Source organism: Pedobacter sp. 05T44 (assembly GCF_056395985.1).
Genome location: NZ_JBFTKO010000005.1, coordinates 172,274 through 196,409, shown reverse-complemented (window position 1 = coordinate 196,409; position 24,136 = coordinate 172,274). Strand labels below are relative to the sequence as shown.

23 protein-coding genes are annotated in these 24,136 nt (G+C 38.9%); 12 read left to right on the top strand and 11 right to left on the bottom strand.

Annotated elements, in window-relative coordinates; translation table 11 throughout:
* From AC1DDK_RS10920 to gltX, 7 genes are all read right to left on the bottom strand, one after another.
* Positions 1-567 (bottom strand): chemotaxis protein CheB, encoded by a 567-nt coding sequence (locus AC1DDK_RS10920; protein WP_172662294.1) that lies wholly within the window; start codon positions 565-567, stop codon positions 1-3.
* Entirely contained in the window at positions 564-1,385 is an 822-nt protein-coding gene (locus AC1DDK_RS10915; protein ID WP_172662295.1) for a CheR family methyltransferase, read from the bottom strand. The genes AC1DDK_RS10920 and AC1DDK_RS10915 overlap by 4 nt, the downstream gene beginning before the upstream one ends.
* Positions 1,386-1,751 (bottom strand): response regulator, encoded by a 366-nt coding sequence (locus AC1DDK_RS10910; protein ID WP_172662296.1) that lies wholly within the window; start codon positions 1,749-1,751, stop codon positions 1,386-1,388.
* A gap of 4 nt (positions 1,752-1,755) precedes the next feature.
* Entirely contained in the window at positions 1,756-5,343 is a 3,588-nt protein-coding gene (locus AC1DDK_RS10905; RefSeq protein ID WP_288884268.1) for a response regulator, read from the bottom strand.
* 13 nt (positions 5,344-5,356) lie between these two features.
* Complete coding sequence (locus AC1DDK_RS10900) at positions 5,357-6,481, bottom strand: hybrid sensor histidine kinase/response regulator (RefSeq protein WP_048908180.1); 1,125 nt, start codon at positions 6,479-6,481, stop codon at positions 5,357-5,359.
* Positions 6,482-6,622: 141 nt separating this feature from the next.
* Positions 6,623-7,459 (bottom strand): KPN_02809 family neutral zinc metallopeptidase, encoded by an 837-nt coding sequence (ypfJ, locus tag AC1DDK_RS10895; protein WP_288884270.1) that lies wholly within the window; start codon positions 7,457-7,459, stop codon positions 6,623-6,625.
* 65 nt (positions 7,460-7,524) lie between these two features.
* A complete protein-coding gene (gltX, locus tag AC1DDK_RS10890) occupies positions 7,525-9,033 on the bottom strand; it encodes a glutamate--tRNA ligase (RefSeq protein WP_337717057.1) in 1,509 nt (502 codons plus the stop codon).
* Between the two features lie 48 nt (positions 9,034-9,081).
* On the opposite strand from gltX, the gene AC1DDK_RS10885 reads away from it, so the two are divergent.
* The 6 genes from AC1DDK_RS10885 to AC1DDK_RS10860 all read left to right on the top strand — a co-directional run bounded on the left by AC1DDK_RS10885 (position 9,082) and on the right by AC1DDK_RS10860 (position 13,892).
* Entirely contained in the window at positions 9,082-10,302 is a 1,221-nt protein-coding gene (locus AC1DDK_RS10885; protein ID WP_172662300.1) for a sensor histidine kinase, read from the top strand.
* The gene (locus AC1DDK_RS10880; protein ID WP_288884272.1) at positions 10,280-10,783 is read left to right on the top strand and encodes a DinB family protein; all 504 of its coding nucleotides are present in this window, start codon (positions 10,280-10,282) and stop codon (positions 10,781-10,783) included. The genes AC1DDK_RS10885 and AC1DDK_RS10880 overlap by 23 nt, the downstream gene beginning before the upstream one ends.
* Positions 10,780-11,202 (top strand): hotdog fold thioesterase, encoded by a 423-nt coding sequence (locus AC1DDK_RS10875; RefSeq protein ID WP_172662302.1) that lies wholly within the window; start codon positions 10,780-10,782, stop codon positions 11,200-11,202. The genes AC1DDK_RS10880 and AC1DDK_RS10875 overlap by 4 nt, the downstream gene beginning before the upstream one ends.
* A gap of 161 nt (positions 11,203-11,363) precedes the next feature.
* On the top strand, positions 11,364-12,521 hold the full coding sequence (locus tag AC1DDK_RS10870) for an ATP-binding protein (protein ID WP_477633897.1): 1,158 nt from the start codon (positions 11,364-11,366) through the stop codon (positions 12,519-12,521).
* A 422-nt stretch (positions 12,522-12,943) separates the two neighbouring features.
* Complete coding sequence (locus AC1DDK_RS10865; protein ID WP_246269685.1) at positions 12,944-13,306, top strand: hypothetical protein; 363 nt, start codon at positions 12,944-12,946, stop codon at positions 13,304-13,306.
* A 31-nt stretch (positions 13,307-13,337) separates the two neighbouring features.
* Positions 13,338-13,892 (top strand): DUF2911 domain-containing protein, encoded by a 555-nt coding sequence (locus AC1DDK_RS10860; RefSeq protein WP_337717059.1) that lies wholly within the window; start codon positions 13,338-13,340, stop codon positions 13,890-13,892.
* Positions 13,893-13,894: 2 nt separating this feature from the next.
* Here AC1DDK_RS10860 and AC1DDK_RS10855 read toward each other — a convergent pair whose 3' ends face one another.
* From AC1DDK_RS10855 to AC1DDK_RS10840, 4 genes are all read right to left on the bottom strand, one after another.
* Positions 13,895-14,275, bottom strand: coding sequence for a hypothetical protein (locus tag AC1DDK_RS10855; protein WP_288881249.1), 381 nt, complete (start codon positions 14,273-14,275; stop codon positions 13,895-13,897).
* Complete coding sequence (locus tag AC1DDK_RS10850) at positions 14,266-14,853, bottom strand: RNA polymerase sigma factor (protein ID WP_172662306.1); 588 nt, start codon at positions 14,851-14,853, stop codon at positions 14,266-14,268. Before AC1DDK_RS10850 ends, AC1DDK_RS10855 begins: the two co-directional genes overlap by 10 nt.
* 134 nt (positions 14,854-14,987) lie before the next feature.
* Complete coding sequence (locus AC1DDK_RS10845; RefSeq protein ID WP_172662307.1) at positions 14,988-15,311, bottom strand: DMT family transporter; 324 nt, start codon at positions 15,309-15,311, stop codon at positions 14,988-14,990.
* A 70-nt stretch (positions 15,312-15,381) separates the two neighbouring features.
* Complete coding sequence (locus AC1DDK_RS10840; RefSeq protein ID WP_288881255.1) at positions 15,382-15,948, bottom strand: Crp/Fnr family transcriptional regulator; 567 nt, start codon at positions 15,946-15,948, stop codon at positions 15,382-15,384.
* A gap of 145 nt (positions 15,949-16,093) precedes the next feature.
* Between AC1DDK_RS10840 and AC1DDK_RS10835 the strand changes: the two genes are divergently transcribed.
* From AC1DDK_RS10835 to AC1DDK_RS10810, 6 genes are all read left to right on the top strand, one after another.
* Positions 16,094-16,447, top strand: coding sequence for a DUF6249 domain-containing protein (locus tag AC1DDK_RS10835; RefSeq protein ID WP_172662309.1), 354 nt, complete (start codon positions 16,094-16,096; stop codon positions 16,445-16,447).
* A 274-nt stretch (positions 16,448-16,721) separates the two neighbouring features.
* Positions 16,722-17,342, top strand: coding sequence for a TetR/AcrR family transcriptional regulator (locus tag AC1DDK_RS10830; RefSeq protein WP_172662310.1), 621 nt, complete (start codon positions 16,722-16,724; stop codon positions 17,340-17,342).
* Positions 17,339-18,655: a TolC family protein gene (locus AC1DDK_RS10825; RefSeq protein WP_172662311.1), complete on the top strand. Its 1,317-nt coding sequence runs from the start codon at positions 17,339-17,341 to the stop codon at positions 18,653-18,655. Before AC1DDK_RS10830 ends, AC1DDK_RS10825 begins: the two co-directional genes overlap by 4 nt.
* A gap of 21 nt (positions 18,656-18,676) precedes the next feature.
* Positions 18,677-19,720, top strand: coding sequence for an HlyD family secretion protein (locus AC1DDK_RS10820; RefSeq protein ID WP_288881261.1), 1,044 nt, complete (start codon positions 18,677-18,679; stop codon positions 19,718-19,720).
* 2 nt (positions 19,721-19,722) lie between these two features.
* Complete coding sequence (locus AC1DDK_RS10815; RefSeq protein WP_288881264.1) at positions 19,723-21,270, top strand: DHA2 family efflux MFS transporter permease subunit; 1,548 nt, start codon at positions 19,723-19,725, stop codon at positions 21,268-21,270.
* Positions 21,271-21,511: 241 nt separating this feature from the next.
* Positions 21,512-24,100: a phosphoenolpyruvate carboxylase gene (locus AC1DDK_RS10810; RefSeq protein ID WP_172662314.1), complete on the top strand. Its 2,589-nt coding sequence runs from the start codon at positions 21,512-21,514 to the stop codon at positions 24,098-24,100.
* Positions 24,101-24,136: the final 36 nt, after the last annotated feature.

Genomic DNA, 24,136 nt, shown 5'->3' with positions numbered 1-24,136 from the left:
TTAGGGCAACAAATTTATGAATTCTGCTATATCTTCTATGCTTAAAACATGATCTATTTTTACGTTAGCTTGAGCTTGGGCAGGCATATATGCTACTTGAGCACTATTTGGATCCTGAATCAAGGTTGTTCCACCCCAAAGCTTAACACTTTTCAACCCATTTACACCATCAGCGTTCGATCCTGATAGCAAAAGACACACTAGGGTATCTTTATAAACCTCTGCTGCGGTTTGAAATGTTGCGTCTATTGCCGGTCTGGAATAGTTTATTTTTTCGGAATAATCCAAAGAAAATGAACGATCCTGCTCAATCAGCAAATGATAATCTGACGGAGCTATATAAATAGTGCCAGCAATTAACGGCTCTTTTTCGTCTACCTCTTTAACCTTAAGCTTAGTTCTGGTTGACAACAATTCAGGCAATAAAGAATCTGCGCCATGTTTACGATGGATAACAATGACTATTGGGAATTTTATTGCAACATTAACTAATGGAAGCACTTTTAAAAGCACATCCAAACTCCCTGCAGAGCCTCCGATAATAAATGCTTCACATTTTTTTATCATTGTATTTTCCTCCAGATCTTCTCTGAATCCAATCGTTTATACTTGTCCGAAATGCCCGAAAAATTAATTGTTTCCTTTGTTCCAAGTGCTAAATACCCCAGCTCTTCAAGGCTCTCATCAAAAAGGTTTAGCACCTTCTGCTGTAGTTCCCTATCAAAATAGATCAATACATTTCTACATAAAATGAGCTGAAACTCATTAAAGGAGTAATCAGAAACCAGATTATGTGTTGAAAATATGATCTTACTTTTTAAGTCCTCATCAAATTTAGCAAGCGAATAATTCGCTGTATAATAACTTGAAAAATCCTTTAAACCTCCAGATAAAATATAGTTCTCAGAATATTGCTTCATGCTATTCATGCCAAACATTCCTTGTGCGGCCTTTTCCAACACAATTGGGTTTAAATCTGTTGCGTAGATTAAAGATTTATGCAGCAGGTTAAGTTCTTTTAAAATAATTGAGATCGAATATGCCTCTTCTCCTGTTGAGCAGCCCGCCAGCCAAATTCTGATAAATGGGTATGTGCCCAACTTTGGCAATACAACGTCTCTTAATGTTTTAAAAAAAACAGGATCTCTAAACATTTCAGTTACATTAACTGTAATCTGTTCTACAAACCGTTTAAAATATAGATTATCGTTATTTATCTTATATCTGAACTCAGCAAAACTTACGGCTCTATCCAAACTGTACAGTCGTATAATTCTTCTCTTTAAAGATGCTCTGGAATACCCGGTAAAATCATACCCATACTTTTCCAGAAGGTCTGAAAGTAAGATCTCAACATGATCGTCGTTAATTACAGAGAGTTCCAATTATATATACTTTATGAGTAAACTTGTTAACTCTTCAACATTAATAGGTTTAGAGACATAGCCGGCAGCCCCCGCATTCATACACCGTTCTCTATCTCCAACCATGGCCTGGGCCGTAACAGCTATAACAGGAATATGTTTAATTTCCGGACTTTCATCTATTTTAGCTATTGCCTCATATCCATCCATTCCCGGCATCATCATGTCCATTAAAACCACTGCAATCTCTTTATTCTCTTTAAGCAGGTCTATTCCTTCTTCCCCTCCGGTTGCGGTTAAACATTGGTAGCCTTTTGCTTTTAAAACAGCCGATAACGCAAAAATGTTCCTGTTATCGTCATCAATTATCAATATCTTTTTCGCCATATAGCTACACTTTGTTGTAAAGCCAAACACGTAATAACGAGATTAGCTGATCAATATCAACAGGCTTAGAGATGTAATCAGACGCCCCTGCGGCAATACATTTTTCCCTGTCGCCCATCATTGCTTTGGCAGTAACAGCCAAAACCGGTAATTGTTTATATGCAGGGATTTTCCTGATCTCTTTAGTGCTTTCATATCCGTCCATCTCGGGCATCATCATATCCATTAGCACAATATCTATCAATGGGTTCTCTTTGAGCATTTGTAGCGCTTCCTTTCCATCCGTAGCTGCTAAAACTTTCATTTTATGTTGTTCCAATGCTTTTGTTAATGAGAATATATTTCTCACATCATCATCAGCAATCAGAACTGTTTTGTTATTCAGCACCTCATAAAGGCCTCCAAGTTTTTCAGTTGCCTGTTTTTTATGCTTACCATCCAATTCCTTCTCCTCTATTAGATGCAAGAACAGTCCGGCTTCATCTAGTATTCTTTGATAAGAATGGGCTGTTTTTACTACAATTGAATCGGCATATTGTTTAATCCTACTCTCCTCGCCCTTCGATAAGTTTTTCCCGGTAAAGATGATGATAGGTAAATTTTCCAATCCTTCACTTTTCTTAATCGTTTCAAGCGTTTCATATGCATTTTTATCTGGTATACCCATATCCAGAATCACACAATCCACTTCTTTTTCCTGTAACGCACCAATCCCTTCTTTAACATTATTAGCAACCTGAGTGTTGATGTTATAGTTACTCAAGAAATAACTCAAGGCTTGGGCATGCTGCTTGTTTTCTTCAACAATAAGAACTTTTTTGGGTCCTTTAGTTAATGCTTGTTCAAGCTTTTGGAATATCTGCGCCATATGCTCAAGAGCTACAGGCTTATTTATAAAATCTACCGCTCCCTTTAGCAAACTTTCCTTTTTAACCTCAAGAGATGACATAATATGAACTGGAATATGTCTGGTTTTAGGATTTGACTTCAGCTCCTCCATTACCTGCCATCCATCCTTAACAGGAAGTTGAATGTCCAATAAAATAGCAAGAGGGTTATAGTGATTGGCCAGTTCAATCCCAACATCGCCTCTAACGGCTACAATCCCTTTATAATTTCTTTTTCGGGTAAACTTCAAAAGCGTTTTCGCAAACGCAGTATCATCTTCTACTATTAAAATTACTTTATCGTCTTCTTTAATATCGTTCCTGTCGTCCTCAACCTCTTGTGGAATATGGTCAACAGTAAATCTTTCTAAAATAACCTCCCTTTGTTTTTCAAGGGGAGCGAAAGTATCGGTTTCCTGCTCTTCTTGTTTTTTAACTGCAGCCAATCTATCAATGGGTAAAGCGAACGTAAACTCACTACCTACATTTTCTTTACTGGTAAGCTCAATTTCTCCTCCCAACAGTTTCGATAGCTCCCTGCTTATAGAAAGGCCTAGCCCGGTACCGCCAAACTTCCTTCTGGTCGAACCGTCGGCCTGTTGAAATGCTTCAAATATAAGCCCAAGTTTATCTCCCGGAATACCTATGCCGGTATCTGTGACTTTAAACAAGATGAACTTATTCGTATCGTCTCTTTTAACCGTTAATGAGACCTTGCCATGATTTGTAAATTTGATCGCATTAGACAGCAGATTCTTTAAAATCTGCTCAAGTCGCATTTTATCTGTATTAATAACACCCTTGGTCTCCTCAGCATCAATAACCAACTCAAGCCCTTTATTCTTTGCCAATGGCTCAAATAAAGACCGCATATCAGTTATTACCTCATTAACACTAATATCATCAAACTCAAGTTTCATTTTCCCAGCCTCTATTTTAGAGAGATCCAGTATTTCGTCAATAAGCCCCAACAACCCCTGTCCTGAGCTTTGAATCACATCCGCATACTCCACATATTCCTTATCAAGCTCCTTATTCTCCGACATTAATTTAGACAAGAGTAATATTGAGTTTAGAGGAGTACGCAATTCGTGCGACATGTTTGCAAGGAATTCCGATTTATACTTGGTGCTTTGCTCCAATTGCTCGGCTTTCTGTTGTATATCCAGATTTCGCTCCTGAATGAGTTGATTCTTCTCTTCCAATAAACTGGTTCTTTCCTCAAGTTCCTGATTGCTCTGCAATAATTCTTCCTGCTGCACCCTCAGCTCTTCCTCAGAAGTTTGTATTTTTTGCGTCTGAGCTTCTAATTCGGCATTGAGTCCCTCCAGTTCACTATGCTGGGCCTGCAACTCTTCGGCCTGGGCCTGGGTTTCCTCTAAAAGCTCCTGTAATTTCTTGCGATTCTGTGCAACATGTACTGCAATTCCGATATTATGCGAAATATTGTTAAAGAACTCCAATTGAAGGGGGGTGTAAATATTCAATGAACCAAGTTCCATTACCCCAATAGTTTCATTATGTCTAACCACAGGAAAAGCAACAACATTTCTTGGTTTGGTAGCGCCTGTTGCATAGCTAATGGTCATTTCGCCCTCGGGAATATCATTGATCAAAATTTGTTTCCCCGATTTAAACACCTGTCCCGCAATACCTTCTCCGGCATTTAACCTATACTTTTCTCTATCTATTATCAGAGAATAGCTTCCTGCAAGATGTAATTCCGAATCATCTCCCGCCAGGTAAAAAGCTGCAACAGCACTATTCGTATGTACTATAATGTTCTCAAGAATATCATTAGCAAGCTCCTCTACGCTTTTTTCTCCAACCATCTTATCATTAAGAGTGGCAATGCCCGATTGGAGCCATTCTTTATCGGCCAAAAGGGCAAAAGAATACTGAAGTGATTCGGCCATTGAATTTAAGGACCCCGCTAAACTACCCAGGCCATCTTTTTGTTCCGCATTCATCCGGATCTGGTAATCGCCATTAGAAATTTGAGCAGCAATGCCTTGAATAACTTCAATCCTATTGGCTATCTCCTCATTCTTATCCTCCAGCTCTTTTTGTAATTGCCTTCTGGTATTAAAATCTGAGGAAACTCTTTTGTAGAAAATCACGGTAATCAAAATGGCAAAAAAAGCAGCTATAAGAATTAAAATTGGGGTATAGCCCGCCATCTTATTCATATTAGCGGTCCGTTCATCAAGCAATCTCTTTTCTTCAGCCTGCATTCTTTTAATAACAGTCCTCGACTTATCCATGTAAACCTTTCCGTCAAGTAATTGGGCAGTAGAAACACTTTCGCCTTTACCTTTTAACGCTATGGTTTTTTCAATAATACTTAACCGGTCATCAATAATCCCCTGTAACTCCTTCGCATTTTGCTGCTGAAAAGGATTGTCCTTTGTATCTGAGCTTACTTTGCTTAAAAGATCAATTGCGGTTTGCCTTGCACCGTTATAAGGCTCCAAAAAAACCTTATCACCAGTCAGCAAGTATCCTCTTTGTCCTGTTTCTGCATCTTTTAATGTCGAAATTACACCATCAAGGTTCGTCATAACTTCATTGCTATGCGAAACCAGATCTGCATTTTGAATCAGGTTCTTTATACTAATAAAAGACGCAAGTGATGAAATAAAAAGGATCAATAATGATAGCCCTAAACCAATTCGTAGATTATTTCTTAAAGATTTTTCTTTCATAAATTAATGTCTTTTAATCCGTTTCAGTGCCAGAATTTACAGGTAAAATGAAATAAAACTCAGATCCCTCACCAAGTGTACTTTTAACCCCAACTTCCCCGCCATGCCGTTTTATGATTTCGGCAGAGATGAACAGTCCAATGCCCAGACCCTGAAAATGGATTGAGGTTTCTTCCACTCTATAAAATTTATCGAAAACCGATTTTTGCTGGTCCGGGGCAATCCCGATCCCAAAATCCCTTACCCCCACGTACACCTTATCAGCAATCACGTCTACGTGAATATGAATTTCATTTGTACCAGGAGAGTATTTAATCGCATTTGTTAAAAAATTAATAATTACCTGTTCAATCCTCATTTCATCGGCATAAACCTCAATGCCTACTTTCCCTTTCCTAATGATGTTAAACTCAGGATTAGCCTGACGAATAATGTCGATTACACTATCCAGCAGATCATCAATTGCAAAGTCTTTTTTGTTAAACTTAAGTTTCCCGCTTTCGATTTTTGATATATCCAATAAATCGGCAATCAGCTCGTGAAGCTTTTCTAACTGGATTTGTGCTTTCTCAAGATGTTTTTTGACTGTGGGGATGTCTCCCTTTTCTACGCTTCTTCCCAGCAATTGCATGTACCCCTTAACACTTGTTAATGGCGTTTTTAATTCATGACTGGCGATACTGATAAATTCATCTTTTTTACGTTCGGCTTGCTTTCTATATTCTATTTCATCCAGTAATGCCTTTTGAATTTCAATCAGCTTCCTGCTCTGCTCATAGATGCGGTAAAACGTTTTTACTTTTAAAAGCAAAATATCCATATCAACGGGCTTGGTAATGTAATCGAGCCCGCCAGAAGAATAACCCCTGGTAATAAATTTGAGTTCTTTATTTACGGCAGATAAAAAAATTATAGCCGTTTCTTTGGCCTTACTGTACCCTGAAATAGCTTCCGCTACTTCAAAGCCATCCATCCCGGGCATTTGCACATCCAAAATAATCAGGACATATTCATTCTTAAGAACTTTTTTTAAAGCTTCTTCACCTGAGGATGCGGTATCAACTTCAAAATTATGCCTTTCAAGAACCCTTTTTAAAGAGATAAGGTTCTCTGGCGTATCATCTACAATTAATATCATTATTAAAGGGGAATAAGCTTCTAAATAGCATTAGCAAAATAATTTGTATAATAGTTTTGTTCTAAAGTTATACAACTCTTGATAATATTAAGCGTTTAAACTTATATATATATCAAAAAAATTGCAAACCTGCGAGCTTATTTATAATTGTTTTGAACTGAATGTATCCCCTTGGTTAATATCTCCGGTCTCAAATCCCTTCTTAAACCAATACATTCTTTGTGCAGATGTACCATGAGTAAATGCATCAGGAACAACCTCTCCTTGAGCCTGTTTCTGCAATTTATCATCACCTATTGCATTCGCTGCATTTAAAGCTTCGTCAATATCTCCCTCTTCTAATTTAAAGTCTTTTAAGTTTTGAGCATGATGTGCCCATAAGCCCGCAAGAAAATCCGCCTGTAATTCCAGTTTAACAGACAACCGATTGTACTCAACCTCACTTACCTGCCCTCTGGCCTTTTGCAATTTATCAGAGATACCCAACAAATTCTGAACGTGATGGCCTACCTCATGAGCAATTACATAAGCTTGTGCAAAATCACCGGCGGCACCAAATCTGTCTTTTAGATCCTGATAAAAGGACAGGTCAATATATACTTTATGATCTCCCGGACAATAGAATGGACCAACCGCCGAGCTTGCATTTCCACAGGCCGACTGTACCATATTGGTAAACAAAACCATTCTTGGCTTTTCGTATTCCTGTCCCAGGCTTTGAAATTGCTGTTCCCAGACTTGGTTTGTAGACTCAAGAACGCCATCCACAAACTTACCTTCCGCATCAGTCGGGTCTCCTTGTTTACCCTCAGATTGTGTCACATTATTTACAGGCAACTGGCTAACCAGACCTGTCAAATCTTTTCCGAAGAGAAGACCTAAAACTACAATGATAATACCAACGCCACCACCAATGGTGCCGCCACTCATACCCCTTCTATCGTCGATATTACCACTTCCTTTTCCGAACCACTGCATATAATTATTTTTTAATTTGATAAGACAAGAATCCGAGACAATTGTCATACCAAATTACAAAATAATTAGTTAAACGCAGTCAATGCATTCTTTATTCTTTGCACAGTTTCAGCTGCCCCTAAAACAAGGGCAATATCAAATACGCCGGGACCGAATTTACCACCAACAAGCATTATTCTAAGTGGCAGCATTAGCTCCCCCGGTTTAAATTGATGTGTGCCAGCTAATTCTTTAAATTTCTCTTCTAACTCTAAAGCAGTAGCATGATCGGTTACCAATAAAGTATACGCATCAAAAAATGCAGCCTTCTCGGCTGTCCACTTTGGTTTTACCGCAGCCAGGTCATATTCAGCAGGGGCCACAAAAAAGTAAGCGGCCTGAGTAACAAAGTCGCTCAACAAATTACATCTATCTTTAACCAAATCAATTACTTTCAGCAAATAAGCATCATCTTTAACCGTAACACCTTGATCCGCAAATGCTGCTTTTACTGTAGGTAATAATTTTTGGGCATCAGCATTTTTAATCCATTCATGGTTATACCACTTGGCTTTTTCGAAATCAAATTTTGCTCCGGCCTTGCTTATACGTTCAACCGAGAACTTATCAATTAATTCTGCTAAAGAAAACAATTCCTGATCTGTACCATCATTCCAGCCAAGCATTGCCAATAAATTCACAAACGCTTCAGGCATAAAACCAAGTTCTTTAAACCCTTTGGTTAAATCACCGCTTTTTGGGTCAGTCCAGTTTTGTGCATAAACCGGGAAGCCTAATCTGTCGCCATCACGCTTACTTAGTTTTCCGTTCCCATCTGGTTTTAATATCAGTGGCAAATGAATCCATTGAGGCATTATATCTTCCCATCCAAGGTAACGCCACAACAAGATATGTATTGGAGCAGACGGAAGCCACTCCTCGCCTCTAAAAATATGACTGATTTCCATTGCGTTATCATCTGCAACAACGGCTAAGTGATAAGTAGGCATCCCATCGGCCTTTAATAAAACTTTATCGTCAACTAAATTTGTATCAAAACTTACATGCCCCCTAATCAGATCTGTAAAAGAAACCAGTTCATCTTTAGGCATTTTAATACGCACAACGTGCGGGGTATTATTGGCCAAAAGTTCAGCTACTTCATTTTCGCTAAGTGTGAGGGAATTGCGCATCCCTTCGCGTGTTGCTAATCCGTAAGTAAAATTAGGAATCTCCTTACGTTTTGCGTCCAGTTCTTCCGGGGTATCAAAAGCATAGTAAGCATAGCCATCAGCAATTAACTGATCCGCATACTGTTTGTAGGTTGCTTTACGTTCACTTTGACGATACGGCCCAAATTCCCCACCTTTTTGCGGGCTCTCATCTGGCGACATCCCACACCATTCCAAACAAGAAACGATGTATTCTTCTGCTCCCTCAACAAAACGCGTCTGATCCGTGTCTTCAACACGCAAAACAAACGTTCCGTTATGTTTTTTAGCAAACAGATAATTAAACAAAGCGGTACGTACACCACCTAAATGCAGCCCTCCTGTCGGACTAGGGGCAAATCTTACTCTTACTTTCTTTTCCATAATAACACTGCAAAGATATATTTTTGTAATTTGCATTTTTCATATTCTATGAATCCTTACGAGAAAAAACGACGATGGAAGTTCTTTTTGCTGTTCTTTGCCATTATTATTGGAGCAGCATCTGTTTTCTACAGCGACTTCTTTGTTAAAAAAATGGAGCGGGAGGAGCAATTACAGCTTCAACTCTATGTAAAAGTAACAGAGCAGTCGCTGGTTATGTACGATGATGACCGCTATACCAGTTTGATAGAACTCATCAGAACCAATACCAAGCTTCCGGTTATCATGACGGATTCTACAAAGATGGAAATCCTTAGTTTTCAGGGGCTGGATTCGACTAAAACAAACTACGATCTCGAAAAAAAGACAAACGTTACTTACGATCCTGCCTATTTCGCACGTGAATTAAGAACCATGAAAAAACAGCATCCTCCTACTCCAATTACAGGGTTGGATGGCACCCGATGGTGGATTTTCTATAAAGATTCGCCTACCCTAACACAGCTTCGTTACTTCCCTTATATACAATTGGGGGTAATTGCCCTATTCCTGCTTACAGCATATGTAGCTTTCAGTTCTGCTCGTAAGGCAGAGCAGGATCAGGTATGGGTGGGTATGGCTAAGGAAACAGCACATCAGCTGGGCACCCCCATATCGTCGCTCATGGCCTGGGTTGAACTGATAAAATCGAGATTCGATGCAGAAGACGATCCGCTCATTGCCGAAATGGAAAACGACATTAAACGCCTTGAAGTAATTACCGACCGTTTTTCAAAAATAGGCTCCAAACCAATAGTAGAAGACCACGTGGTATACACCGTTATCTATAATTTTGTAGAGTACTTTAAATTGCGCACATCAGACAAGATCATCTTTACCATTAACGGCGATGAGCAGGTGCGTGCATTATTGAACGTTCCATTATTTGATTGGGTAATAGAAAATTTGCTTAAAAATGCAGCCAACGCCATCGAAAACGAAGGCACAATTACCATAAATATCATAGAAAATCTGACCAAAGAAGAGGTCTTTATTGATGTAACCGATACCGGAAAAGGAATTGCAAGATCTAAATTTGATGCCGTTTTCCAACCCGGCTATACAACCCGAAAACGGGGATGGGGCTTAGGGCTATCTCTAACCAAGCGCATTATCGAGAACTATCATAGCGGACAAATATTCGTTAAAGAATCTGAATTAGGTAAAGGCACAACATTTCGTATCGTTTTAAAAAGCAGTATAACTTATGAACCGACCTCAAACACATGAGTACCCCGCCTGGGCTGAAACATACATTAAGCTTGTAGGCGAAGATGTAATTGAATTACTGGAAAAACAAGCCATCGAATTTCCAGATTTTATAAACTCGTTGATAGAAAAGGCAGATTACGCCTATGCCCCCGGAAAATGGACCATCAAAGAATTGATCGGCCATATCATTGATACTGAGCGTGTATTTGTATACCGGCTAATGTGCTTTGCCCGCGGAGAACAACATGCACTTCCCGGCTTTGAAGAAGATGATTATGTAGCAAACGCTCATTTTTCAGATAGAAGTCTATTGAGCCTTTCTGAAGAATTTGCGCATTTACGTAAGTCGAATCTTTATTTAATTAAGTCGTTTACAGAAAAAGAGCTTAACAGAAGCGGAACGGCTTCTGAAAGACAAATCACGGTAAGAGCAATCCTTTTTGTAATGGCAGGCCATATTATGCATCATGTTGGTATTATTAAAGAAAGGTACTTATGATCTGGTTTACAGAATTTTCACCGGCAAAGCTAAATAACCAGCCCAAAAATCACATGGGAGGCTTTTTAGATATACAGTTCACCGAAGTGGGCGAAGATTTTTTAACAGCAACCATGCCGGTTGATGAGCGCACACACCAGCCTGCCGGAATTTTACATGGCGGGGCTTCTGTCGTGCTGGCCGAAACCCTTGGCAGTGTTGCTTCCTATATGTGTATTGATCCGGAAAAGTATGTGGCTGTAGGTTTAGAGATCAATGCAAATCATTTGCGCCCGGTAAAAAGCGGCCTTGTAACCGGGATTTGCAAGGCCCTGCATATTGGTGCAAAAACCCATGTATGGGAAATCAAGATTTATAGCGACAAAGGCAAAATGAATTGTGTAAGTCGGCTTACTGTGGCAATCATCAATAAGCCTTGATAAAAGTTGATTACAAAAAAGGCAACAGAATATGTTGCCTTGTGAATAATTCTATAGAGCATCTATTTAGGCTCAAAACAGAAGCCATGCAAATTCAAAATAAATCTCATGCAAATTCAAAATAAAATACATGTAAATTCAAAATTACCGTATATTTGATAATGGAAAAATTTATTACACGACAGATTTCCAGACATATACATCTGCAAAAAAATAAATTCCCAATCATCGCTTTAACTGGTCCCAGGCAGTCAGGGAAAACTACATTATTAAAAGAATTATTTCCTGAATATCGCTATATATCATTAGAAAATCCAGATATACGCGCCTTCGCAACAGATGATCCTATTGGATTTTTAAACCTATATAACCAGCATGTTATTTTTGACGAGGTGCAACGCGTACCCCAACTTTTTTCTTATATACAAGGTATCGTAGACGACAGTGGACAAATGGGTCAATTTATCCTATCAGGCTCTCAAAATTTCCACCTGTTAAACAGTATCACACAAACGCTAGCCGGACGGGTAGCTCTATTTAAACTTTTACCATTCGATTTTTCTGAATTAAAAAACGCTGGTATCCAGAAAAATTCCTATTCTCAAACAGCGGTTAAAGGATTTTATCCCGCTATTTACACCCGAGAAATCGATCCTGTAGTATTTTACGCCAATTACATCCAAACCTATATAGAAAAAGACGTAACCGAGTTGTTAAATATCCGCGATTTAAACCTTTTCCGTACATTTATTGGTTTGTGCGCGGCTCGTGCTGGGCAACTGTTAAATATTAGCGCGCTGGCTAACGAATGTGACATTTCGCAACCTACCGCAAAAGCATGGMTTTCTATTCTCGAAAGCAGTTATATTACATTTCAGCTACAGCCTTATCATCAAAATTTCAATAAACGTCTGGTAAAAAGTCCTAAGCTTTATTTTTATGATACAGGTTTACTTAATTACCTGCTAGGCATCAGAACACCAGAAGATTTTGAACAAAACAGACTCAAGGGCAACCTTTTCGAAAATATGATCATTGCCGAATATCAGAAGAAAAACAATCATCAATATCTCCATCAGGATTATAACTTCTGGCAGGCAAGTAATGGTAGGGAAGTAGATTTATTAATAAAAACACACAATGGCTTTGACATTTTTGAAATCAAGGCAACTCACACCATTTCTGCCTCTTTATTTAAAGAGTTAGATTATTTTGAAGAATTAACGACTGGATTATTTATCAAAAAGCACTTAATTTATGGTGGTGATGAAGATCAGAAACGTACTAAATATGATGTAATCAGCTGGAGAAATACTTAGTTGTATTCTTTAGCGCCATGTTCCCTTCCTGGCGAACTACAACATACTACCTAAATTATTTTCAATCAAAAACGGAATAGACAAGGGAACCTGACCCCTGTCCACTTATTAACTAACATTCCGTAAGAGGACGGAAAGATCTTTATATTATAACAGCAATATTTATCCTCCGCATCCCAATTATTGAGATAAAATTAATCTGGATTCGAAATTTAATGCGGTAATATACCTCCGTATTCGGAAGTTTATGCTCAGAACGAATCGTAAGATTTTTACTCCTATATCTCTGTATCTTTGGTATGGCTCCAGGCAACCCCTGCATTTTTTCCCAATACCGGTTATAAATAGCAGTAAACACAACTTGGTCTCCAGACTTCAATAAGCCTGAGAGCTCCTGATMAGAATAATTACTGTAAATAGCCATGAAAAATAAGTCCCTTTCTGTAAAGCGATACAAACTCCCGCACATAAAGGGTATTTACATCTGCTTCGTATCAGATTGGGATCTGCTTAGGAGAAAAGGTGCCTTTTGCCCAACAATTAGAGATAAATTATACACAGATAAAATAAATCAATATCTTTGCGGCCTAAGTATTTTAACAATGACTGAACAAGAAAACAACAACAGTTTTGACTGGGTTTACTACATTTTAGGTATGTTTTTTGGAATTTTAACAGCCTTTATCATTTCCGGAAGTTTTGGGTATGCAATTCTTGGCGGTATCGTCGGTTTTATTTTTGGTGCCATTTTCTTAAACGGAATCGTTAAAGGCCGCGAATATTAAACTACATTTTTCTTTACTACACCTTCTCCCTATGAAGAAAATAATGCTTTTTGCTCTGTTTGCAATATTTGCCGGCAACACAATGGCGCAGGATGTAAAATTCCCGGCTATTGATTCGAGCCCTGCTGATATTGCTTATTTCCCTTTAAGTGTTGCAAAGGCTAAGGACGATTCTAAACCATTAATCAAAGTCGTCTATTCTCGCCCTTCAAAAAAAGGTCGGGAAATTTTTGGTGTACTTGAGCAATTTGGCAAAGTATGGCGTGTAGGTGCAAATGAATCGACAGAAATTAAATTCTATAAGACCGTAGTTATTGCCGGCAAGAAGATAAAAGCTGGTTCTTATAGCTTATTTGCCATCCCAAATAAAGACAACTGGACACTTATCATCAATAAACAGACTGATAAATGGGGCGCTTTTACTTATAATCAGGAAAAAGATTTGGTAAGAGTTGATGTTCCGGTAAAAACGCTAACCAGCACGGTTGAGTCACTGTGTATTACTTTTAAATCACAGGAAAAGGGCGCTAATTTAATTATTGCCTGGGATAAGACCTTTGTGGAACTCCCTATAGAAATAAAGTAGTTTTATTGAAGGCTCTTGCCTTTTTTTCTTCTCAGGATACTATCGAAATAGATCAATGCAATAACTACATCTATAAACAGGAAAGCAGTTAAAAAACCGGGAGTCAAGGTTTTGTCAACCGCCCCGGTTAGGTCAATTTTAACTTTAGGCAGTTCGTATGTAACAGTGCTATTGCCTATTGCATATATAAAAACCCCTGCAATGAAAGCTCCAAAAATAGCAGCTATACCATAAATAATTCGATTATCTACCCGTGTCTTTAGAGCTACAGGTTGCTTTTCAAGCTTTATCTGCTCCATCACGTTACGAGTAAAAGACATTGATGGCTCTTCCATCTCCATGCCTTTCAGTAACCTGGTTAATTCTTCGTCTTTTAATTCCATAATAATTCCTTTACCTCGTCTTTTAATAAAAATTCTAACCGCTCTTTTAGTCGCGCCCTTGCTCTGTGCAGCCTGACTTTAACTGTATTTGCCGGCATATTTAGTGCCGCCGCAATTTCTTCTAAACTTTGTTCGCCCTTATAAAACAACGTAACTATCGCGATATCATCGTTAGAAAGCGTAGAAATTGCCTCATCAAGATATTTGTTTGTAGATTTCCTTTCGGCCAGGTTATCACTCAAATCAGATTTATGTCCTTCCAGCTCCAGTTCATTTTCATTTCCGTGTATTGATTGTGTATCAATTCGCTTTTTCCGTAAAAAAGACATAGCCGTGGTATAAGTAATGGTATACAACCATGTAGAAAATTTAGACGTTTGCTTAAAGGTACCTAAGGCTTTGTATGCCTTTACAAAGCAATCCTGAGCAATTTCTTCTGCATCTTCCCTGTTTTTAGCAAAACGTATAGCAAGCGTAAATACAAAGCGCTGATGGCGTTTTACCAATTCCGAATAAGCGGAGGTATTACCCATCAGGACTTCTGCAATTAGGTCTTGATCTGTTTGCTGTTGCTGCATATACAGCTATGACGCCGAGGTAGGCCTGCAGGTTACAACAATTGATAAAAACTAATGGCTTACATTGGCCGTGATCTCCTTTGGTTAATCAAAGGAGATGACGAAGGTTGCTGCACCACACTTAAGCCCAAAACCTAATGGCTTCCAGCAAAGAATTTTAACCCCAGAATAGACCCAATTAGCGTTGCGATAAAAAAGATGCGCCAGAAATTGGCAGGTTCCTGAAAATACAATATTCCAACTATTACAGTTCCTACCGCTCCTATACCTGTCCACACTGCGTATGCCGTTCCCATTGGTAAAGTTTGGGTGGCTTTATTTAGGAAGTAAAAACTTAACGAAATACAAACAGCAAAAGCCAAACTCCATTTAAAGTTGGTAAAGTTATTGGATAGCTTTAAACAGGTGGTAAATCCAACCTCAAACAATCCGGCAATTATTAAAATAATCCAGCTCATAATTTTTTTTTCTGCAAAATTAGGCCGAATTAACAGGCCATTTTTTTACAAATGTTAAAAAATGAGTTTGCTATTTTATTTCTGCACGGATTCGGCTAAGCGTAACCTGGGTAACGCCAAGGTAAGAAGCAATATATCCCAGTTGGATTCTTTGGATCAAATTAGGTGAGTTTTTTAGCAACTCAGCATAACATTCTGACGCCGATTTAAATAATCTGGAAATATAGCGTTCTTCGAGCTTAATCAGCTCAAGCTCTGCCAGCTTTCTGCCCCAGTTTGCAAGGTCTATATTTTCCAAAAATAAGCGTTGTAAGGCTTCATCTTTAATTTCATAAAGAGTACTGTTCTCTAACAATTCTATGCTCTCGTAGCCCGGCTGTCCATTTATATAGCTGTTATAGGAAAACACAAAATCGCCTTCAAGGCCAAACCAAAAGGTGATCTGGTTATCCCTTCCTTCGCAATAAGCACGCGCAATGCCTTTCTGGATAAAGTAAGCCGAGCGGCCTATATGTCCCGCTTCAACTAAAACCTTATTTTTTGGCAGCGCTATCTTATGCATTTCACCAAGCAAAAGCTTAAGACTATCGGGCTTTAGCGGATAAATGCTGTTTATTTTTTTTATAAGCTCATCCAATGTATCTCAAAATTTAAATAAAGATAAAATAACAGCGACAAACATTTTTTTAAAATCTGTGTAACCTGAAATATTTTGATGTAGTCATAGCACACAGAACACAGATTCAAAACAACAGAATATTTAAAATATAAAATAGAATAACATGGGACCAGAATTAGTATTTATATCGCTTTTTGTTTGCACAACAGCAATGGTTTTTGGCATAAGATACATGTCTAACAAAGAAAAAATGGCAATGATAGAGCGCGGAATAGATCCGGGAATTGCCCGATCAAGGCAAAGCGCCCCTACTCCTTTTTTGAGTTTAAAATTTGGATTACTGATGGTTGGTTTAGGATTGGGTATACTAACTGCACTATTTTGCGTGCTGCAAGCAGGTATAGATGATGAAGAGGCTGTAGCAGTATATTTTGGATCAATCTTCATTTTTGGAGGCCTGGGGCTAATTGTATCTTATGTTGTAGAGAAAAAATGGCTTGATCAGCACAACAACTAAAATTACGGTAAGAATGTTTTTAGAGAGCCTGCTCATATTTGAGCAGGCTTTTATATTTTGTATCGCACAATTCGTCATCTCGAATGCATGTGAGAGATCTCTTCAACCTGCATAACCAAGAGATCTCTCACATGCATTCGAGATGACGGAAAGAGTGGAGGATACGACGACATGTGCTGACTTTTGTCAACCCAAAGTCAACAAACATTTTCTATATAAAATTAGATATAAATTAATCAATCGATTGATTAATTTTGCCTCACAATTTGATTACATGGAAAAAGCAGATAAGAGATCGAGTATTCTGGAGGCAGCTTCAAAGCTGTTTGCTGAATTAGGATATGAAGGTGCCTCAACCCGTCAGATTGCGAAAGAGGCAGGCGCAAATATGGCTATGATTAACTATTATTTTGGGTCAAAAGAAGGCGTATTCGTTGAAATGATGAATAACCGGATACAGGGATTCAAAGAGGAACTGAATAGCATTAGCAAAGACCGCCTATCGGGAATGGAAAAACTGTTAAAAGTAGTTGATGGCTATGCCACACGCATACTTTGCAATCACACTTTTCATAAAATGATGCATAGAGAGTTGTCTTTATCTCAAAGACCAGAAATGTTCATCACCATCAAAAATGCAATGGCCGAAAATCTGTTGGTTATCCAGCACATTATTGAAGATGGAATTGAAGATGGAAGCTTCAAAAAAGTGGATGTAAAAATGCTTATCGCTACTGTAATGGGAACCATAAGTTATGTAGCCATCTCCCCTTCTAAAATAACATCAGGAACTACGCTCGACATCAACAACAAAGAAGACCGAAAAATCATCACAGATCGTTTAATTACCCATTTAAAGGATCTCATCACTATTTATCTAACACCCCAACAATGATACGCAACACAATTAAATTAAGCCTTGTGGCTTTTCTGCTCCCTGGAATGCTATATGCCCAAAACATAAAAAAGCTAAGCCTACAGGAAGCAATTGAGTTAGGCATAAGTAACAGCAAGAATTTAAAACTATCACAAAGTAAAATTGATGAAGCTGTTTCTAAACTCGCATCAGTTAAAGACAACGCACTGCCTACAGCCAGTGCTTCCTTTTTATACAACCATGCCGAGATCCCCACTAATAAATTAAGCATTGGTGGCGCAGATCCAATTAATTTACCCAACAGAGCAGATGCATTTATAGGAACTGCCGCGGTGGAACAATTAGTATACGGAGGGGGTAAATTAAGGTATGCAGAAGCATCAACAAAATTGCTTACCGATGTTGCCCGTTTAGATGCCGATAAAAACAAAGAAGAAGTTAGCTACGCAGTAATAAACACTTACTATTCGTTGTTTAAAGTATTGCAAAGCAAAAAAGTAGTTGCCCAGAATCTGGAATCTATTGCCGGACAATTAAAGCAATCGCAGCGCTTTTTTGAGCAGGGAATAGTAACTAAAAACGATGTTTTAAGGTTTCAATTACAACAAGCCAATGTTTCGCTAACCGAAATGGAGATCGAAAACAACAGGAAAGTAATTAACTACAACCTGGATATTTTATTAGGGCTGGATGAAAACACGGAGATAGAAATTGCTGATCCGGATAATGCTTTAAAACCGGTTTCGCCATTAACATCATACATCGATTTGGCCTTATCCAACCGTCAGGAACTAAAACAGGCCGATTTGCAGAATAAGGTTGCAGATATGAACATCAAATCCATTCAGGCAAATACAATACCTACAGTTGGTGTTGGCGCAAACTTGTACTACATTAACCCAAGCGGGAAATTTATCCCTCCAACCAATCAGTACATTGTACCAATGACGCTTGGAGCCAATATTTCATGGAATATCGGAAGCTTATGGACCAATAAAAACAAAGTAACCGAAGCTCGCATTCAACAGAAAAATGTAGGTATCCAAAAAGATATTTTATCAGATCAGGTGAAAACGGAGATCAACAAAAATTATCAGGATTATCAACTGGCTTTAAATAAAATAAAAGTGCTTGAAACTTCTATTGCACAGGCTACTGAAAACGACAACTTACTGGCTTCGAAATACAAAAACAATGTTGCCTCAGCCATCGACCGCATTGATGCAGAAACGTTGCTTTACCAAGCCAAAATCAATTTAGAATTAGCTAAAGCAGATGCCGGACTGGCCTACTATACGCTATTAAAATCAACAGGAAAAATCGCCCAATAACTACCATAACAAATTACAGCAATGACAACTGAAAAGAAAAAGAAAAACAAAGTTATACCAATCATATTAGGGGTATTAATTGTAATTGGAGCCATATTTGGCACCAAAGAGTATATTTACTACAGCAAACACGTTGATACGGATGACGCACAGATTGATGGAGACATTAGCCCGGTAGTTGCACGTGTTGGAGGCTATGTAAAGGAAATTAAATTTGAAGAAAACACCGCTGTAAAAGAAGGCGATATCTTGGTTAAGCTTGATGATAGCGATTACAAAGTAAAGCTTGAGCAGGCCATGGCCGGACAAAAAGGTGCCAGTGCTGGCGTGGGTGTTTCTGAATCACAAATTGCGGCCACTGCAGCAAATACAAGTACTGCAAGGGCTAATATTGAAGAGGCAAGAGTTAAATTATCATTAGCCCAAAAGGATTACGATCGTTATGCAAACCTGATTAAAGATGGCTCTATTACCCAGCAGCAATTTGACCAGGCTAAGGCGCAAAAAGAATCGGCCCAAGCTGCATTTACTGCCGCTAACGACCAATATACTGCCGCAGTTAAGCAGGTTGGTACTACTCAGTCGCAGTTAGCAGTAAGCAATACTGGAGTTAGCCAGCATCAGTCGGAAGTTGATTTTGCTAAATTGCAGCTATCATATACCGACATTAAAGCACCGGCAACAGGAATTGTTTCTAAAAAGAATGTTCAAAAAGGGCAGCTGGTACAGGCCGGTCAGTCTTTGTTTTCTGTTGTAAATGAAAACAGTATTTATGTTACTGCAAACTTTAAAGAAACCCAGCTTGAAGAAATCAATCCCGGGTTAAAAGTTAAGGTAGAGGTTGACGCTTATCCGGATGCCGATGTACAGGGAGAGGTTTACAATTTTGCGCCTATTACCGGTGCAAAAGGCTCTTTGTTACCTCCCGACAATGCTACAGGTAACTTTGTAAAAGTAGTACAACGTGTGCCCGTAAAAATAAAAATCACTAAAGCACCTAAAGAGATCATGGCAAAATTACGCCCTGGTATGAGTGTTAAGGTTTCTGTTTCTATAAAAGACTAAAAATGGCCGAGAAAGGTTTAAAAAAGTGGATAATAACCTTTACAGTGATCACAGCTTCCTTACTGGAGCTGATTGATACCACTATTGTAAACGTTGCTATACCCCAAATACAAGGTAACCTGGGCGCCACCCTAGAGGATGTTGCCTGGCTATCTACCGGCTACGCTGTAGCTAACGTAATCGTATTGCCTATGTCGGGATGGCTGGGTAGTCGTTTTGGCCGTAAAAACTATTTCCTGTTCTCTATTATACTTTTTACCGTTGCATCATTTCTTTGCGGAAATGCAACCAACCTCGAAGAGCTGATCCTGTTCCGTATATTACAGGGGCTAGCCGGAGGAGGCTTAATTTCAACTGCTCAGGCCATATTAATTGAGACCTGGCCACGAGAAGATGTTGGTATTGCCACAGCCTTGTTTGGATTGGGCGCCGTTGTAGGGCCTACTGTAGGGCCAACAATTGGTGGTTATTTGTTAGAGATCAGTTCATGGCCGTTAATTTTTTATGTAAATATTCCCGTCGGCATCCTGGCGGCCTATTGTACCTATATGTTTGTTCGAGAGACACCTAAGGATGGAAAGGGTATGCCTGTAGATTGGTGGGGTATTGCATTACTTGCCGTTGCAGTTGGAAGTTTACAGACCGTATTGGAAAAAGGCGAAAGTGAAGACTGGTTTGCCACCCCTTATATCACAGCACTTGCAGTTACATCTGTCCTTGGCTTACTGCTGTTCATTTGGAGGGAGCTGAGCACCGACCACCCTATTGTGAACTTTAAGATTATGCGCCACAGGAGCTTTTCAGTGGGTATGTTTACCTCGTTTATCCTGGGCTTCGGGCTTTATGGGTCCGTTTTCGTGTTCCCTGTATTTTGCCAGAATTTACTGGGCTTCTCGCCTCTCCAAACGGGCGAATTGTTGTTCCCTGGTGGTTTATGTACCATCGTGATGATGCCATTTATTGGGATTTTCCTTAAAAAAGGCATTCCGGCTCAGTTTATGGCAACCATCGGGATGTTCCTCTTCTTCGTATTTTGTTCTATGCTGAGTAAATCTACCCTGCAATCAGGTACCAATGATTTCTTTCTTCCTTTAATGATAAGGGGTGTTGGTATGGCATTATTGTTTGTACCGTTAACCACTTTGGCCATTCAGGATCTGAAAGGTGCCGAGATTGGACAAGGCTCTGGTTTGAACAACATGATGAGACAACTTGGCGGTTCATTTGGTATCGCTGCATTAACTACTTTGATACATGTTCGTCAGGGTTTTCACCGCAGCAATTTACTCGTAAACATTAATGAATATAACCCTGCATTTACCGATCGTTTTAATGGCTTTATAAAGAATTTTATGGCCAAGGGATATAACTATTTAGACGCAAAAGCTTTGGCCGCAAAGGCCGTTGAAGGTGTGGTTACAAAACAGTCATTACTGCTCACTTATAGTGATGCATATTGGGTGGCGGGACTGATCCTTTTATGTTCAATTCCGCTGCTGTATCTTCAAAAGTTCAAAAAGAATGTTGAAGTTCCGGCAGACTTACACTAAACAAAACAGCCGTTAAGAAAATCTTAACGGCTGTTTTACCCCAAAAAATTAACAATTAAATTGCTTCATTTATTGCGTTTCCGCCCTCAAATCAGCACATAAGTTTAAAAGGATTTGTTTAACCTCTATGGTACTAAGTTAGTTTTTTTTGCAAAAAAATCAAAATTAAATTAATAGCACTTTGGGGTCTTTTTTTTGAATCATTTTTGGTAGCTTAAGCGCGAAAAAATACCCTTTAAATATGATGCAGAAACAACGCGCAAAAGGTCAGAGAGAATCAGTATTTAACAACGAAGTAGTATCCAGATTTGAACTCTATAACAGCCTTTTCCTTACCCTTCCTTTTTACAAGATTAAAGATACCGGCACACTGTTGCCATTATTTATAAAATACTGTGAAGATGGTGTAAATAACCATGAAACTCCGGCAGAAATTATTAATGCTTTTTTCAAGAAGTATACGCAAAATAACGGAGCTAAGGACGTGATTGATCTTCTGTTCAGATTTATCCAATATATTGAGCGCCAGGTGGTGTTATTTGATGCTGTTGAAGATGCATCTTTTAACAAACTTAATGCTTCTGATGAGCATAATGCATTGCTTTCTTATCTAAAAAAAGGAATTGATGACAGCTCTTTAAATCAGAAAATAGAAAAACTGATTGAGGAATTCTCTTTAAGACTTGTTTTAACCGCACACCCAACTCAATTTTATCCCGGAAGCGTATTGTCTATCATCACAGACCTTACCGCAGCCATTAAAATTAACGACATCACCAGCATCCACCTTTTGCTTCAGCAATTAGGTAAAACGCCATTTTTCAATAAAAAATCACCAACCCCGGTTGATGAAGCGCTAAGTTTAGCATGGTACCTCGAAAATGTGTTTTATTTTGCTGCAGCAAATATCCAATCGGAAATAGACAAAAGCCTGAACGATTACAGCCTTGACTCTAAAAAGATTATAGAATTAGGTTTTTGGCCGGGTGGCGATAGAGACGGTAACCCTAATGTACATACCGAATCTACCGTGCAGGTATCAAAAATGCTTCGCCAGATCTTGTTCAGATGCTATTACCGCGATTTTAGAAACCTAAAGAGACGCATCACCTTTAGAGGTGTGGATGAGCCTATCGCGATAGTTCACGATGTATTATACAAAAATGCATTTGATCCGAATATTGAAATGGAAAACATTTCAGACTTTCTGATCGAACACCTGAATAAAATTAAAAACACACTGATAGATAGCCACGACGGCCTGTTTGCCGATATCGTTTCTGACCTGATCCGTAAGGTTGAGCTTTATGGCAGTCACTTTGCCTCACTTGATATCAGACAGGACAGCAGGGTATTAAGAGACGTGCATGCCTATTGCCGACAAAGTAAACCGATCAATTCTATGTTCCCTGAGAACTACGACAGCTTATCGGAAGAAGAAAAAATCAAGACCCTTTCCTTTAAAAGTGCCAGAGTATCGCATAGCGATAAGGCCGATTCATTGGTTCAGGATACGCTTCAAACCATTACTGAAGTGAAACAAATACAGCAAAGCAATGGAGAACTTGCCTGCCACCGATTCATTATCAGTAATTGCCAGCAAGCGAGCGATATTTTGCAACTCATAGAGCTTTTCTTATGGAATGGATGGGAAGAAGATGATCTTTCTATTGATTTTGTTCCGCTATTTGAAACAGTTCATGACCTTGCTGATGCGGCTACAATTATGGAAACCTTGTATTCTCATCCGTTTTACAAAAAACATTTAAAGAAAAGAGGGAATAAACAAGACATTATGCTGGGCTTCTCTGACAGCACAAAAGATGGTGGTTATTTAATGGCAAACTGGTCCATTTTTAACGCCAAGGTTGCTTTAACAGAAACGGCAAACAAACACAATATTCAACTTGCATTTTTTGACGGTCGCGGTGGTCCGCCTTCAAGAGGTGGAGGTAAAACGCACCGTTTCTATGCCTCTATGGGTAAAGAGATAGCTAATAAAAACATCCAGCTTACCATTCAGGGACAAACAATCAGTTCTCAGTATGGGTCTATAGACAGTGCCGAATTCAACATTGAACAATTAATAAACGCAGGTATTTCTGCGGGTATTAAGGAGAGACATAATATTTTATTAGATCCTGTTCATAAAAATCTTTTGGATATAATGGCGCAGGAAAGTTATGAATCATTTGTAGCCCTGCGTAAGCATCCATTGTTTTTAAGTTACCTGGAGAAATTCTCGCCACTTACTTTGTTGTCTAAAATTACCATCAGCAGCAGGCCGGTAAAAAGAAATTCTGGTGGCGCATTAAAACTGGAAGACCTGAGAGCGATAAGCTTTGTTACTGCATGGAGCCAGCTTAAACAGAATATTCCAGGATTTTATGGTATGGGTACGGCATTAAAAAGCCAGGAAAAAGCAGGAAACTGGGATAAGGTTGTTAAAACCTATCAGGAATCCGGCTACTTTAAAACCATCATAGACAACTGTATGATGTCTATGAGCAAGTCTGACTTTGCTGTTACGGCTCATTTTATAAACGACAAGGAATACGGTGCTTTCTGGAAGATTCTTTTTGATGAATTTACGCTTTCTAAAGAGATGCTTTTAAAGTTGGCGGGTCATGAGACACTAATGGAGAATTATCCTGTAGAAAAGCGCTCTATTGCCGTTAGAGAGAAGATCGTACTGCCTTTGGTGCTTATCCAGCATTACGCTTTAGAACAGCTACAGAACGAAATTACAGAGGAAGAAAAACAATCATATGAGAAGCTTGCCATCAGAACGGTATATGGCATTGTAAATGCCGGACGTAACCTGGCATAAGATGGTCCCGTCATCTCCTTTGATTAACCAAAGGAG